The 13,335-nt window shown below is 70.0% G+C and carries 14 protein-coding genes; 7 read left to right on the top strand and 7 right to left on the bottom strand.

Features of this window, described 5'->3' with window-relative positions:
* Nucleotides 1-16 precede the first annotated feature (16 nt).
* Nucleotides 17-358: a hypothetical protein gene (locus tag AWX74_RS29165; protein ID WP_091283405.1), complete on the bottom strand. Its 342-nt coding sequence runs from the start codon at nt 356-358 to the stop codon at nt 17-19.
* A gap of 6 nt (nt 359-364) precedes the next feature.
* The gene (locus tag AWX74_RS29160; protein ID WP_091283403.1) at nt 365-550 is read right to left on the bottom strand and encodes a hypothetical protein; all 186 of its coding nucleotides are present in this window, start codon (nt 548-550) and stop codon (nt 365-367) included.
* 461 nt (nt 551-1,011) lie between these two features.
* Here AWX74_RS29160 and AWX74_RS29155 point away from each other — a divergent pair, with 461 nt between their 5' ends.
* From AWX74_RS29155 to AWX74_RS29145, 3 genes are read left to right on the top strand one after another with little or no spacing between them, the layout of a single operon-like run.
* The gene (locus AWX74_RS29155; protein WP_091283401.1) at nt 1,012-1,458 is read left to right on the top strand and encodes an SRPBCC family protein; all 447 of its coding nucleotides are present in this window, start codon (nt 1,012-1,014) and stop codon (nt 1,456-1,458) included.
* Nucleotides 1,455-1,958 carry a MarR family winged helix-turn-helix transcriptional regulator gene (locus AWX74_RS29150; protein ID WP_091283400.1) on the top strand — a complete coding sequence of 168 codons (504 nt, stop codon included), beginning with the start codon at nt 1,455-1,457 and terminating at the stop codon, nt 1,956-1,958. Before AWX74_RS29155 ends, AWX74_RS29150 begins: the two co-directional genes overlap by 4 nt.
* A 28-nt stretch (nt 1,959-1,986) precedes the next feature.
* Nucleotides 1,987-2,766, top strand: coding sequence for an SDR family NAD(P)-dependent oxidoreductase (locus AWX74_RS29145; RefSeq protein WP_165615817.1), 780 nt, complete (start codon nt 1,987-1,989; stop codon nt 2,764-2,766).
* 217 nt (nt 2,767-2,983) lie between these two features.
* On the opposite strand, the gene AWX74_RS29140 is transcribed toward AWX74_RS29145, so the two are convergent.
* Nucleotides 2,984-4,510 (bottom strand): DHA2 family efflux MFS transporter permease subunit, encoded by a 1,527-nt coding sequence (locus tag AWX74_RS29140; RefSeq protein WP_091283396.1) that lies wholly within the window; start codon nt 4,508-4,510, stop codon nt 2,984-2,986.
* A gap of 289 nt (nt 4,511-4,799) precedes the next feature.
* Between AWX74_RS29140 and AWX74_RS29135 the strand changes: the two genes are divergently transcribed.
* Genes AWX74_RS29135 through AWX74_RS29120 form a run of 4 tightly spaced genes read left to right on the top strand, consistent with a single transcriptional unit; the run spans nt 4,800 to nt 8,528 of the window.
* Complete coding sequence (locus AWX74_RS29135) at nt 4,800-6,068, top strand: beta-ketoacyl-[acyl-carrier-protein] synthase family protein (RefSeq protein WP_091283394.1); 1,269 nt, start codon at nt 4,800-4,802, stop codon at nt 6,066-6,068.
* Complete coding sequence (locus AWX74_RS29130; RefSeq protein WP_091283392.1) at nt 6,065-7,303, top strand: ketosynthase chain-length factor; 1,239 nt, start codon at nt 6,065-6,067, stop codon at nt 7,301-7,303. The genes AWX74_RS29135 and AWX74_RS29130 overlap by 4 nt, the downstream gene beginning before the upstream one ends.
* 20 nt (nt 7,304-7,323) lie before the next feature.
* On the top strand, nt 7,324-7,608 hold the full coding sequence (locus AWX74_RS29125; protein ID WP_091283390.1) for an acyl carrier protein: 285 nt from the start codon (nt 7,324-7,326) through the stop codon (nt 7,606-7,608).
* Nucleotides 7,605-8,528, top strand: coding sequence for an MBL fold metallo-hydrolase (locus AWX74_RS29120; protein ID WP_091283388.1), 924 nt, complete (start codon nt 7,605-7,607; stop codon nt 8,526-8,528). The genes AWX74_RS29125 and AWX74_RS29120 overlap by 4 nt, the downstream gene beginning before the upstream one ends.
* A gap of 245 nt (nt 8,529-8,773) precedes the next feature.
* Here AWX74_RS29120 and AWX74_RS29115 read toward each other — a convergent pair whose 3' ends face one another.
* The 4 genes from AWX74_RS29115 to AWX74_RS29100 all read right to left on the bottom strand — a co-directional run bounded on the left by AWX74_RS29115 (nt 8,774) and on the right by AWX74_RS29100 (nt 13,334).
* Nucleotides 8,774-9,520: an AfsR/SARP family transcriptional regulator gene (locus AWX74_RS29115; protein WP_091283386.1), complete on the bottom strand. Its 747-nt coding sequence runs from the start codon at nt 9,518-9,520 to the stop codon at nt 8,774-8,776.
* Between the two features lie 736 nt (nt 9,521-10,256).
* On the bottom strand, nt 10,257-10,949 hold the full coding sequence (locus tag AWX74_RS29110; RefSeq protein ID WP_091283385.1) for a nucleosidase: 693 nt from the start codon (nt 10,947-10,949) through the stop codon (nt 10,257-10,259).
* Nucleotides 10,946-11,947, bottom strand: coding sequence for a DNA-3-methyladenine glycosylase family protein (locus AWX74_RS29105; RefSeq protein WP_131799562.1), 1,002 nt, complete (start codon nt 11,945-11,947; stop codon nt 10,946-10,948). The genes AWX74_RS29110 and AWX74_RS29105 overlap by 4 nt, the downstream gene beginning before the upstream one ends.
* A 91-nt stretch (nt 11,948-12,038) precedes the next feature.
* Nucleotides 12,039-13,334, bottom strand: coding sequence for an alpha/beta hydrolase family protein (locus tag AWX74_RS29100; protein ID WP_242666468.1), 1,296 nt, complete (start codon nt 13,332-13,334; stop codon nt 12,039-12,041).
* Nucleotide 13,335 lies beyond the last annotated feature (1 nt).

The raw sequence follows: 13,335 nt of genomic DNA, 5'->3' as shown, positions 1-13,335 counted from the left end.
GCCACAACGGCTACCCCTACCCCATCCATGTCCTCGCCGCCACCGGCGGGCCAGCAGCAGCACTCACCACCGCACCTACAAGGTGCACCGGGGGTTCAGCGCCGACCAGGCCAGCTACTTGCTCAAGGCGCACAACTCGAACCACCAGCCCACCATCCCCGATCCTCTCGGTGAAGACCGGGACGATCTTCTCTGCGACCTTGGGCGGCTTCAGCCGGCCCATCGGGTTGCCGACCTCTTCCTCCTCGGCGAACCACTTGAAGACCTGCTGCAACGCCCGGAACTGGTTGTTGGCATAGCTATCCGAGTAGTGATCGAGAAGGTAGACCAGCCACGCGCGGACGTCGTCCGCGGTCACGTCCTCCTAGTCGGTGTGCGAGGTGTGCGCGAGCAGGTGCGCGGCGGCGAACCACTGCGCCGCCTCGACGTACGTGCGGATCGTTTTGGGGGACTTGCCTTCGGCGCTCAGGTGGAGCCGGAAGGAGTTGATCACGGGCTGGAACGGGCCAGCGATCAAGGTTTTGGGCTGCCGGGGCCGGGAAGCCGTCATCGAAAGTTTTCCTCTGTTCCAGCGCTGTGCGACGGACGGTTGAACCGGCCGGTCGACGTTTGCGCTGGCCAGAGGGGGAGAGTGGGCAGGGGCGGGGTCGAACCGCCGACCTTCCGCCTTTCAGGCCGAAGGTCGCCACCCCGAGCCGAGCGGGTCCGGGCGGTGGTCCGGTGACGTCGTCGCCCCAGCCGACCCAGACAGCCGCGGCGACGTCCACCGAACCCAGGCGGAGGACCGCGCGGCGAGCCGGTCGCGGACCTGACGGTAACGCTCGCCGCCGGCCAGCACCGGGCCGGTCTCGAGGTCCTCGTCGACATCCGAGTCTCAGGAACGTCACTGGTTCGAGACGGATGGTCACACACGGGCTGCGACACGCTCGCCCTCGACAGGACGACATAATCCTTGTCTCGACCATCTACGCACAGATAATCTGTGCGTAGTCAATCGACGAGGGGACAGCCATGTGGACCACCGAGTACAGCGCCGTTGCGGATGCCGCCCCCGAGGCGGTCTGGGCCGCGCTGCGTGACCTGCATTCGGGCGTGAAACTGAGCGATCGCAGTGACACCTTCGAGCTCCACGGCCCTTTCGTCGTGGGCACGGAGCTCTCGGTGACCCCTGCCGGCCAGGACACGTTCCGGTCGAAGATCGTCGAGCTTGACGAGCCGAAGGTCTACGCCGACCAGACCCAGTTCGGCGAGCTGACCCTGCTGTTCCGGCACGTGCTCATCCCGCTGGAGCCGGGCCGGACGAAGGTCACGCACCACCTGGAGATCAGCGGCCCGGGATCCGACGACGTCGGGCCGGAGCTGGGCCCGCAGATCAGCGAGGACTTCCCGGAGGCCATGGCCGACCTCTTCACCGCGGCGTCTTCCGGGAGCGTCCCCCAGGGCACACCCACACCGTGACCCGGTTCGCTGGCGGCCCCGCCGACAGCCCGGGCTTTCTCCTCTGGCGGACCACTCTGCGCTGGCAGCGCTCCGTGGCCGACGCACTCGGGCCGCTGGGGCTCACCCACGTTCAGTTCGTGCTGCTGGCGTGCGCCTGGTGGCTCAACAGGCAGGGCCAGCAGCCAAACCAGGTCACGATCGCCGCGCAGGCCGCCACGGATGTGAAGATGACCTCCGAGGTGCTTCGCCGCCTCGAAAGCCGCGGGCTCGTCGAACGGCGTCCCGACACCCGGGACACCCGGGCGAAGGTCATCGTGGTGACCGATGCGGGAGCCGCCCTGGCGCTGCGTGCGTTCAAGGTCGTCGAGGACGCCGACGAGGCCTTCTTCGGCGACGCCCCCGGTCCGCTCATGGCGGAGCTGCGCAGGCTGGCCCAGTTCGGGGTCGAAGCCACGTCGGATGCCGCGGGCGGCGCCGGCGACGTCCAGCGTGCCGGCACCGACCGCGAAGCCGGATAGTCCGACCTGACGGAAGGTGTCGTGGGGCGTGGAGCTCACCGGGAACGTGGCCGTCGTCACCGGAGGCACACACGGTGTTGGCGCGGCCATCTGCCAGCGGCTCGCCGCCGATGGTCATCATGTGGTCGTCGCCCATCACGCCCCCGCCGCGGCGGCGGCCCGCGGTCTCGTGGCGGAGCTGACGGCCGCCGGCTGCTCGGCGAGCATGCGCCAGGTCGACCTGACGAGGGCCGACCAGGTCGCTGATCTGTTCGGCGAGGTGCTCGCCGACTACGGGCGGGTCGACTTCGTCGTCAGCAACCCCACCGACGGCACGGCACGTTTGGTGGCCGAACTGGAGACCGACGTCCTCGACCAGACCCTGGCCGTCAACGTCCGGGGCACGGTGCACCTGCTGAGGGAGGCAAGCAGCCGCCTCGCCGAGTGGGGAAGGATCGTCATCCTCTCCTCCACCGTGGTGGCGGCTCCGACAGTGGGTTCGGCGGCCTTCGCGGCGAGTATGGCCGCAAGGGAGACGTTGGGGAAGGTCGCCGCGAAGGAGTTCGGTACCCGCGGTATCACCGTCAACTCGCTGCGCATCGGTCCGGCGGACCCGGCTGGCCCGACGACGGCTGGCCCGACGACGTCGGGCGCCGTGCCGGCCGACGTCGTGCCGGCCGACAGCGGGGCAGCGCCGGCCCATCCGTCGCCCCTCGGGCGCCCGGGCCAGCCTCAGGACGTCGCCGATGTCGTGTCGTTCCTGGTGAGCGACGCCGCCAGATGGATCACCGGCCAGGTGATCAGCGTCGACGGCGGGGCAACCGCCTGATTCTTCGCGGTTGCCCGTCACGCCCGTCACGCCCGTCACGCCCGCCTCGACGGGAACGTTTCGGGCTCATCGTGTTCGGCCCCAGGACTTCGACCGCCCGGCTCGCGGCTGGTGCGCGCGAGGCCGCCGCCGGCTCCGCCCCCTCGGGTGACCCGGCGCCGAGGACAACGGGGCCGGCGGCGGTCCGCCGGATCATCTCCGTCTGATCAACGTCCGATCACCGCCGGGCCGGTCGCCCCGTGGATGCCACCAGCCAGCTCGCCGAGGCGACGAACAGCCCCGACAGCGCGCACAGGCACCAGAACGGCGCGTGGAAGGTCGCGCTCCCGGTGCTGCCTGCCGCCGTGACGTCGGTGCCCGCGGACCAGCTGAGCACCGTGACCAGCAGGGCCGCCCCGACCGCGCCACCAAGCCGGAGAAAGACGTTGATCATCGTGACGGCATCCGGGAGCTGCGCCGGTTCCACCGCGACGTACGCCGCGGTGGAGGACGGAACGACGGACAGTGCGTTGCCGACACCCAGTACGAACAGACAGCCCTCGATGACGATCATGTCGATGCCGTCCGGGAGCAGCGCCACCGGAACGAACGCCACGGTGGTCAGCAACCCGCCGGCGAGGGACACCGGGCCACCGCCGAACCGGTCGGTCAGCCGGCCGGCCACCGGCAACACCGCGGCGCCTGCCGCGAAACCGATCATCGCGAGGCCCGTCTCGACGACGTCGTACCCGCGCGCGAGCTGGAAGTAGAGCGCCCAGATCACCAGCGCGCCGAACTGGATCACTCCGGCGAGGAAGCTGGACGCCGCGGCCGCGGCGAACACCCGCCTGGTGAGCAGGCGGGTGTTCAGCAGCGGCGTCTGGACGCGCCGGCCGCGCCGGACGAACGCTGCGAGCGCCACCGCTCCGACCAGCAGGGGGATGGCGATCAGCGGCAGCGACCGTCCGTGGTGGTCGCTGGACCAGCTGACCGCGAAGGTGAGGGCGGGCAGGGCGACACCGATCAGGGCGAAGCCGGTGAGGTCGAAGTTCGAGCCTGGCGCCCGGTCACCGCGCGGGATGAGCCTGCGGCCGAGCCACAGGCCCACGACGCCCACCGGAATGTTCACCAGGAACAGCCACCGCCAGGACGCATGCGCGATGAGCAGGCCGCCGACTGTCGGTCCGAGCGCGGGGCCGAGCACGAGCGCCATTCCGACGGTACTCATCACTCGGCCCATCAGCTTCTTGCCGCTGACCTGGGCGATGATTGTCTGACCGGCGGGAAGGAGCAGACCACCGGCGAACCCCTGTGCCGCGCGCGCGGCGACGAGGGAGCCGATGTCCGGTGCTGCCGCGCAAAGCGCCGAGGTCACGGTGAAACCGGTGAGCACCCACAGCCACAGTGACCCCGCCCCGATTCTCCGGCTGGCCCATCCGCACAGCGGAAGGCCGATCACCAGGGCCAGGAGATACCCGCTGACAATCCACTGGGCGGTCGAAAGGCTCGCGCCGAGGTCCTGGGCCACGGTCGCCAGTCCGACGTTCACCAGGGCACCGTCGAGCTGCGTCATGAACGCGCCGACGACGACGACGCCGGAGACGAGCCATACGTGTCGCCCCACCACCTGGTCGTCGGCACCTGCCTCCTGGCGATCGGGAGGTGTGGCGTCCTCGGCCGCGGCCGCTTCCGATATCGGGGGTGGTCCGGCGGCGCTCCCCGGCGCCGCCTCGTCGCCCGTGAGGTCGACCGGTGTCGACGACATGCTGCCTCCATCCGACGCGAGATACCTGGACGTGCGTGGAAAAGGTGTTCAGGACGTCCTATCAGGGCGGTCTGGGGCCGTACTCAATCTCCACTCAAAGATGCGGCGGAGATCGTCTGATTCGTGCGCGACCGGGCGCTCAGCGATGTTCGAGAACCAGTCGTCAACCTACCGTGTGGCACCGGACGGAGAAGTTTCGGGGAGGCAGCTCGCACCCTGGACGGCCGGGCCTGAAGGAAAGGTTGACGATGGTTCCCTGGTCTGGTTTCTGCGACCGTGGAGCGGGCACGTGAACCGCCGGGTCGTTATCTCGGGAATTGGCGTGCGGACGCCGGGCGGCGGCGACCGCGAGGCATTCTGGGAAATGCTGGCCTCCGGGCGCACGGCCACCCGGACGATCTCCATGTTCGACGCGTCGCCCTTCCGCTCCCAGGTCGCCGCCGAGGCGTCGTTCGATCCGGCGGTGGACGGGCTGACGGCGCAGGAGACGCAGCGCATGGACCGGGCCGCGCAGTTCGCGGTGGTGTGCGCGCGTGAGGCGGTGAGCGACAGCGGTCTGGACGTCGATCGCGTGGATCCGGCCGCCATAGCCGTCAGCATCGGCAGCGCCGTCGCCGCCGCCACCAGCCTGGAACGGCAATACCTCGCCGTCTCTCACGGCGGTCGCGACTGGGTGGTGGACAACGACGCGGTGTCGCCCCACATGTTCGACTACCTGATACCGAGCCGGATGCCGGCGGAAGTCGCCTGGACCGTCGGCGCGCAGGGGCCGGTGGCGATGGTCTCCAACGGCTGCACATCGGGCATCGACGCCGTGGGACATGCCTGTCAGCTGATTCGCGAGGGCCGCGCCGATGTGGCACTGGCCGGCGCGGCGGACACCCCGATCACCCCGATCGTCGTCGCCTGCTTCGACGCGATCAAGGCGACCACTCCACGGAACGACGATCCCGAGCATGCGTCGCGGCCGTTCGACCGGTCGAGGGACGGCTTCGTGCTCGCCGAGGGCGCCGCGGTGCTGGTGCTGGAATCCTACGAGCACGCCCGGGCGCGTGGAGCGCGCGTCTACGCGGAGGTGGCCGGATACGCCTCGCGCTGCAACGCCTATCACATGACCGGTCTGAAGGCCGACGGCCGTGAGATGGCGGAGGCGATCCGGGTGGCGATGGACGACGCTCGGGTGGGCCCCGGGCACATCGACTACATCAACGCGCACGGCTCCGGCACGAGGCAGAACGACCGGCATGAGACCGCCGCCTACAAGCGGGTCCTGGGAGACGACGCGTACCGGGTACCGGTCAGTTCGATCAAGTCCATGGTCGGTCACTCGCTCGGCGCGATCGGCTCGATCGAGATCGCCGCCTGCGCGCTGGCGATCGACCGGTGCGTGATCCCACCGACCGCGAACCTGTACGAACGTGATCCCGAATGTGACCTCGACTATGTTCCGATCACCGCGCGCGACGCGCGCCTGGACGCCGTGCTCACGGTGGGCAGCGGGTTCGGTGGCTTCCAGAGCGCCATGGTGCTGCGTCGTACGACGGGCGCCCCGGCATGAGCGCCGTCGTCGTCACCGGGATCGGGGTACTGGCGCCCGGCGGTCTCGGCCTCGAACCGTTCTGGGAGGGCGTCTGTGATCGCCGTTCTGGCATATCCGAGCTGACCCGGTTCGACACATCCGGGTTTCCGGCTCGGCTCGCGGGCCAGATCACCGGGTTGAACCCGGCGGAGCTGCTGCCGAGCCGCCTGCTGGTCCAGACCGATATATCCACCCGGTTCGTACTGATCGCGGCGGACTGGGCGCTGCGGGACGCCAAGGTCGAGCCGGGCACCTACACCGACTACGAGACCGGTGTGATCACGTCCAACGCCTGCGGCGGGTTCGAGTTCACGCACCGTGAGTTCCGCAAGCTGTGGACGACCGGCCCGGCCGCGGTCAGCGTCTACGAGTCCTTCGCCTGGTTCTACGCGGTGAGCACCGGTCAGATCTCCATCCGCAACACGCTGCGTGGCCCGAGCGGCGCGCTGGTGGCCGAGCAGGCCGGTGGGCTGGACGCGATCGGTCATGCCTGCCGGGCCGTCAGGCGCGGGACGCCGATGATGCTCACCGGCGGGGCCGACTCGGCCCTCGATCCGTGGGGATGGGCCGCCCAGCTTTCAGGTGGTCAGGTGAGTACCGCCACCGATCCGGATCGGGCCTATCTGCCTTTCGACACGGACGCACGCGGATATGTGCCAGGCGAGGGCGGGGCGATTCTGGTCCTGGAGGACGCCGGCACGGCTGCCTCTCGTGGTGCCCAGACTCTCTACGGCGAGATCGCCGGCTACGGGTCGACCTTCGACCCGCCGCCCTGGTCGGGTGGGCGGCCCGCGCTCGGCCGCGCGGCACTGCTGGCGCTCGAGGACGCGGGTATCGGCCCGGCCGACGTCGACGTGGTCTTCGCCGACGGCGCCGGCGTCGCCGAGCTGGACCGCAGCGAGGCCGAGACGATCACCGAGCTGTTCGGGGCGTGCGGCGTCCCGGTCACCGTGCCGAAGGCGGTCACGGGCCGGCTGTATTCGGGCGGCGGACCGGTCGACGTGGCCGTCGCGCTGATGGCCATGCGTGACGGGTTGATCCCTCCGACCGCTGCCACCGACAGGGTCCCCGACAGCTACCGGATCGACCTCGTGCGCGACGCTCCGAGACCAGCCGACCTGGCCCATGCACTGGTGCTGGGGCGCGGTCGGTGGGGGTTCAACTCGGCCGTCGTCGTCCGTCGAAGCCCGCGACCGGGCAGCGAAACACCCTGACACCGAGAGGACGAACGTTCATGGCTGCCATGACCCTTGACGAGCTGTGCCACCTGCTGGTGGCGGTCGCCGGAGAACCGATCGCCGAGGTGGCGTCGACCGACCTGGCGGACACCGAGTTCACCGAACTCGGGTATGACTCCCTGGCCCTGATGGAGGCGGCCGCACGCATCGCCCAGGAGTACGGCGTGCGTATTCCCGACGCCGACATCTTCGAGATGCAGACCCCACGTGACCTGCTCGACCTCGTGAACGGGGCACCCGGGGCCGGCGAGCTCCCCGCCCCCGTGGCGGCGCGGCCGTGACAGCAGCGGCGACCTCGACCAGATCAGAGCTGGTCGAGGTCGCCGAGGACGTCTACGCCTACACCCAGCTGCCCGGTGGGTGGTGTGTGAGCAACGCGGGCCTGGTCGTCGGCCCCGACGGGGTCGTCGTCATCGACACGCTCGCCACCCTGAACCGTGCCCGGAAGCTGCGGGAGACCGTCGACGGATTCGGCGCGGGGCCGCGCCGAACGGTGGTGAACACCCATCACCACGGCGATCACACGTTCGGCAATCAGGTGTTCGGACCAGCGGCCGAGATCATCGCGCACGAGCGGGCCGCCGAGGAGCTGGCCAGCACAGGTCTCGCCCTGACCGGCCTGTGGCCGGACGTCGACTGGGGCGACCTCCAGGTGCCGGCCCCGACGCTCACCTTCGCCGACCGGGTCGCGCTGACGGTCGGTCGGCACCGCGTCGAGCTGATCCACGTCGGGCCGGCGCACACCAGCAACGACATCGTGGCCTGGCTGCCCGAACAGCGGGTCCTGTTCACCGGCGACGTCGTCCTGTCGGGCTGCACGCCGTTCACACTGATGGGTTCGGTAGCGGGATCGCTCACGGCGATCGAACGTCTGCGCGCCCTCGAACCGGCCACTGTCGTCTGCGGGCACGGAGCGGTCGCCGGGCCGGAGGTGTTCGCCGAGAACGTGGCGTACCTGCGCTGGATTCAACAGATCGCCGCCGAAGGGGTCGCGGCCGGCTGGTCGATCAGCCGGGCCGCCCGCGCGGCAGGGCCGGGCGAGTTCGGTCACCTGCTCGACCCGGAGCGGGTGGTCGGGAACCTGCACCGCGCGTACGCCGAGGTGGTCGGAGGACCGGACGCTCCGCCGCTGGACGTCGGGCCGGTCTTCGCCGAGATGGTGGCGTACAACCGGGGGCGTCTGCCGACCTGCCTGGCCTGAGCACCGCCGAGGGCGGATCGGGCGCGCCGCTGACAGCGTGATCGCTGCGGCCGGCGTGCCCGGCCTGCCCGAACGATCCGAAAAGAACACTGCGCCTTCGCCGAATGTCGGTCGCCCGCCGGGGCCGCACCGCGCCAGGGCCGCACCGCGCCAGGGCCGCACCGCGCCAGGGCCGCACCGCGCCAGGGCCGCACCGCGCCAGGGCCGGGGCCCGGCCCCGGCGGGCCGGGCCGGCCTGCCCCGACCTACCCAAGGACCTCGTGGTGCAGCCGCTGGACCTCGGGCGTCGGCTGGAGTCCGAGCTCGGCGTCCAGGATCTGCCAGAGTCGCTGGTAGGCCTGCAGCGCCTCCGCCCGCCGACCGCAGCGCAGCAGCGACTTGATCAGCTGGGCGTGGAATCCCTCGTTGAGCGGGTGTTCGGCCACCAGGGAACGTAGCTCGGGAATGATGTCCCGGTGCCGCCCGAGCTGTTCTCGGGCATCGATGCGAAGACCGAGAGCGGTCAGGCGGAGTTCCTGAAGATAGGTGACGTGCGCCTTGAGGGCCGTCCCGGTCGGCATGCCCGCGAACGGGCACCCGCGGGACATCTTCAGCGCGTCGGTGAGCGTGACGACGGTCGATTCCGGGTCACCCCGCTCCAGGCTCTCGCTGCCTTCCCGGACCAGGCGCTCGAAGACGACCGAGTCGATCGCGTCCTGGTCGGCCGCGAGCATGTAACCGGGCGACTGGGTAACCAGCAGGCGTTGGGCGTTCGGGACCCGCAGACTCTCGGTGAACATCTTCCGTGCCATATAGACGTAGGTCTGCAGCGTGGCCTGCGCGCTGCGGGGGACCTGCTCCCCCCACAGCTCGTCGATCAGCATGTCCACGCTGACGGTCTCGTTGTTCATGGCCAGGAGCAACGAGAGCATATGGCCGATCTTCGACCTGGCGAGCGCTGTCGAGGCGGTGCCGTTCGCGATCTCGACACGGCCGAGTACCTTGAATTTCATATCGCCCCCGTCCGAATCGGACACGACGCGTGCGGGCGGAGCCGCGGGCTTCGTGTCGCTAGATATGGGACTGACTGAAACTGACATGGGGAATCAGCGGAATACCCCCGACCGACGGAGAAGGTAATGGCCCGGGCGTGGAGCACGCCGCACCCGGCCAGGTCGTCTGGCGCTGGAGCCGAACGAGAACGGGAAGCCGCTCCGCACCGATCCCCTGCGACGCGCGAATGCCGGCAGACAACCATCTACAGCGATGTAGAAGGTCCTCCCCCGAGATCTCCAACCGACCATAATACCCAGCCCCGTGGTTCAGGATCCCAGCCCCCTCTCGAAGTTGATCCTAACCCCTCCGCATTGCCGGAGTAAGCCTCGCGCCAGCGCTGAATTCTCGGCAAACATGACCTGGATCACAGCAACCGGGATCTTGAAGGTTGTTGTGGCCGCAAACGGAGCGCGATGGCCTTTGGCTGCGGTAGATGTATCGTCCCGCGGACTGCGGAGTGTTGGCCGTTGCTCCGGGCACCGATCCGAAGAATGCTCTGGTCAACGGGGTGGTCCGCACCTGAACCGCGACCATCGGACCGAATAGCCGGATGGCGGAAAATCTCCGCCCGCCGGACTCCTGGCACTGGTTTAGCGGTGCCTGCGGCCGGCCGGCTCGGCACAGGAACAACACAACGCAGCCCATTCCTGTCGGATATCCGTCACCGGCGGGAATGCCGGCGATCCCGACCAGTCAGGCCGGGTGCGGGCGGAAACGATCGAGGAAGTCGACGGTGGCCTCGGCGAGAACGGCGGCCCCGCGCGGCACCGCGACGCCCCAGTCGTCCGACGCCGACTCGTCCGCGGCGTCGGAGACCCATTTGACGGCACGAACCGGCGTCCCGAAGGCATGGCAGGCCGCGGCGACCGAGTAGCACTCCATGTCCACCAGCGCGGCCCGCGCCTGCAGGGCGGTCCGCAGGGATCCACCGGCGACGAAACGGTCGCCGGTGGCGATCACCGATCCGTCGCCACCGGACAGCGCGAGCTGGCCGCGCACCGGAATGCCGAGCGCGTTGAGGCTCGCGGCATCCAGGTCCCAGGCCCAGGCCGTACTCGGCCAACGCAGCCGGGCACCGGTTTCGTCCAGCCCGCCCGCGGTACCGACGTTGATCACGCCGATCGACGTCGGGTCGTCGAGCCGGGCCAGCGCCGCGCTGACAGCGACGGCGGCGGCGGTCTTGCCCGCTCCCGTGATCAGCACCGCGAGCAGCGCCGGATGGTCGCGCGGAAGTGCCGCGACCTCGGCTTCGGTCGCCGCCGCCACGAGCCACTTCCGGACCCCGTCCTCCGGCGGTGCCTGCAGGTCGATCTCGCCCGCGCCGACCTGGGGAGGCATGTCGGCCTGCGCCCACTCCGAGCCCGGTGCCCCGTCCAGCCCTCTCATCCGCCCGCCCTCAGGTAGTGCGCCCAGTAGCCGACCTGGGCGCCGTACGGCGCCGCCAGGGAAACCAGGTCCGACGCGGACACCTCCGCGCCGTACACCCGCCGGCCGGCCTTGAGCAGCTCGGTGTCCGTGGGCAGGCGCTCCATCCGCCCCAGCCCTCTGATCATGACGAACGTCGCCGACCACGGTCCGATTCCGGGCAGCGACAGCAGGAACCGCTCCACCTCGTCGACGTCGCCGGTGCGCAGGAACGTCTCCTCGATCTCCAGGAGACGCCGGACCGAGCCGGACACGTACCCCGCCTTGCGGCTGTTTCCCAGGATCCCGGTGAGAACCTCGAGCGGGAGTTCGGCGAGCTGGTCAGGACTCGGGAACGGTGTCACCTCGGCCCCGAAGCCCGCCAACGGCGGGTTGAGGTGCTGCATCAGCCGTAGCTTCACGGCACGGGCAGCGGTGATGGGGGTCCGCTGGGCAAGGATCGCCCACACGATGTTCTCGTACGGCGAGGGGAACTTGACCTGGTGATAACCGTGCAGACGGTGTTCCACCCGGGCGAACGGAGGATCGGCCGCCGCGGCCGCCGCGAAGGCGGTCAGGTCGTCATCCAGGGAGAGGTAGAAACGCAGCCGGTCGGTAAGCGCGTCGAGAACGTCCTCGGATGGCGAATGCGGCGCGGCGACAGTCACCTCGACACCGGGACCATCACCGCCCACACCCGGGCCCCCGCCAGGGTCGGCGCCTGCGCCCTCGTCGTCGGCCGGCCACGGGCCAATCCTGGTAAGGAGCAAACAGCCGTCGATACGCCAGGCTTTCACCAGGTGCGCTCCGGCGACGACCTGCTCGCCTCGGGTGGCTGGAAAGCCGCAGACGAAATCGAGGGAATGGTCCCACCGGAACGGCGGCCGCGCCGGTATCCGGAAGCGGTGCCACACCCTGGTACCGACCGCGGCGGCAGGTGCCGACGGCGACGCGGGCAGGGGCTGGCTCGGTGGGCTCATGTTCACCGGATCCTCCGGGGCAGCGGTACAGGACTGGCACCACACCGACAGAGCAGGGCGCCGGCACGGAACATGTCGCGGGGTATCCGACTCAGCGCGGATCGGGCCGCAGGTGGTGTGCCACCCAGTCCGCTATCTCGATTCCACACAGGTTGATCATATTCAGGCACACGTGTGCTTCGCTTTCGTGTGTCACCAACTCGTGTCCGGTACCCCATGCCCGGTCGAGCTCCACCAGGTCGGCGAGTGGGAAGATGTCGTCAAGCGCGCCGTGGACGCTGAGCACCCGGGTATGCGGTGCGGGATCTGGCGGAAACGCAAGTGCGTCGAAGCGGTGCTGCATGTCGTCGTCGTCGAGCGGCTCGCCGCCGCCGAAGGTGTAGCGGAAGTCGTCGCGCAGCCGGCGCGGCAGGGTCGCAAACGGGGCGATACGCGGGCCACCGGAGAAGTTGACCACGCATCGCAGTGACGGCCCGAGCGTCCGAGCCACCCGCAACGCGAGATAACCACCGAAGCTGACGCCGAGAAAGGCCATCCGATCGGCCGCGAGGCGACTGTCCGCGCGCAGCGCGTCCAGCAGCGCCGCGACGACGCTCTCCATATCGACGCGCAGGGGCGTCTGACCGGCGTCCAGGCCCTGGCCCGGGCCCTCGAACAGCACAGCCGCGATCCCCCGGTCGAGGTACGCCTCCGCCAACGAGAGGATCTCGACCTCCGTCATCGAGTCGAGCCCGTTGGACAGGACGACACACGCCAACGGCCGATCGGCATCGCGCGCCCGTCGCGGCGGAAGGTAGAGCCAGTACGGCACCGGTTCCGCGGAAACGCTCCCCGCCGGGAGGGCCCTCGCCTCTCGGCGCACGCCTCCACCCAGGTCGCCGCCCAGGTCGCCGCCCAGGTCGCCGAGGCCGTCCTGCGCCGGATCGGGACTGGTCAGGCTGCGTTCGAAGCAGGTCCGCACCAGGTGGCGCAGGCCCAGTTTGCGGGCCCGGTCACCGAAGTCCATGAACTCCGCCCAGTGGTAACAGGCGGCCGCACCCCGATAGGCGCGGGCCTGCCCGGCGGCAGTGGTCGAGGCCACGGCCGCCGCCACGTAGACCTCGGCCCGCGCGGTCCAGCGGGCCCTCCACTCGTCCCAGAACCCGGCCGAGCCCAGATCGATCTCGGTGAGCCCGAAGCCGTCGAGTGCCAGCGCGACATCACCCCAGTGGATCTGCGGTGCGTACCGGGCCTGCAGAAACATGAGGCGGGGAAGGAAGTACCCGCAGGCCTCCATCACGGCGGCGGGAACCCGCGCCGGACGTGCTCGCCGGACGTCCGGCGAGCCGCCGAGGCCAGGCACCGCGGCCGTGGCACCCGAGCCGTTCGCCGCCGTGGCTTCGGGCACG

The organism is Parafrankia irregularis, from assembly GCF_001536285.1.
GTDB lineage: Bacteria > Actinomycetota > Actinomycetes > Frankiales > Frankiaceae > Parafrankia > Parafrankia irregularis.
Note: the sequence above shows the minus strand (reverse complement) of the source record. Positions and strands in the feature narration are given on the sequence as shown.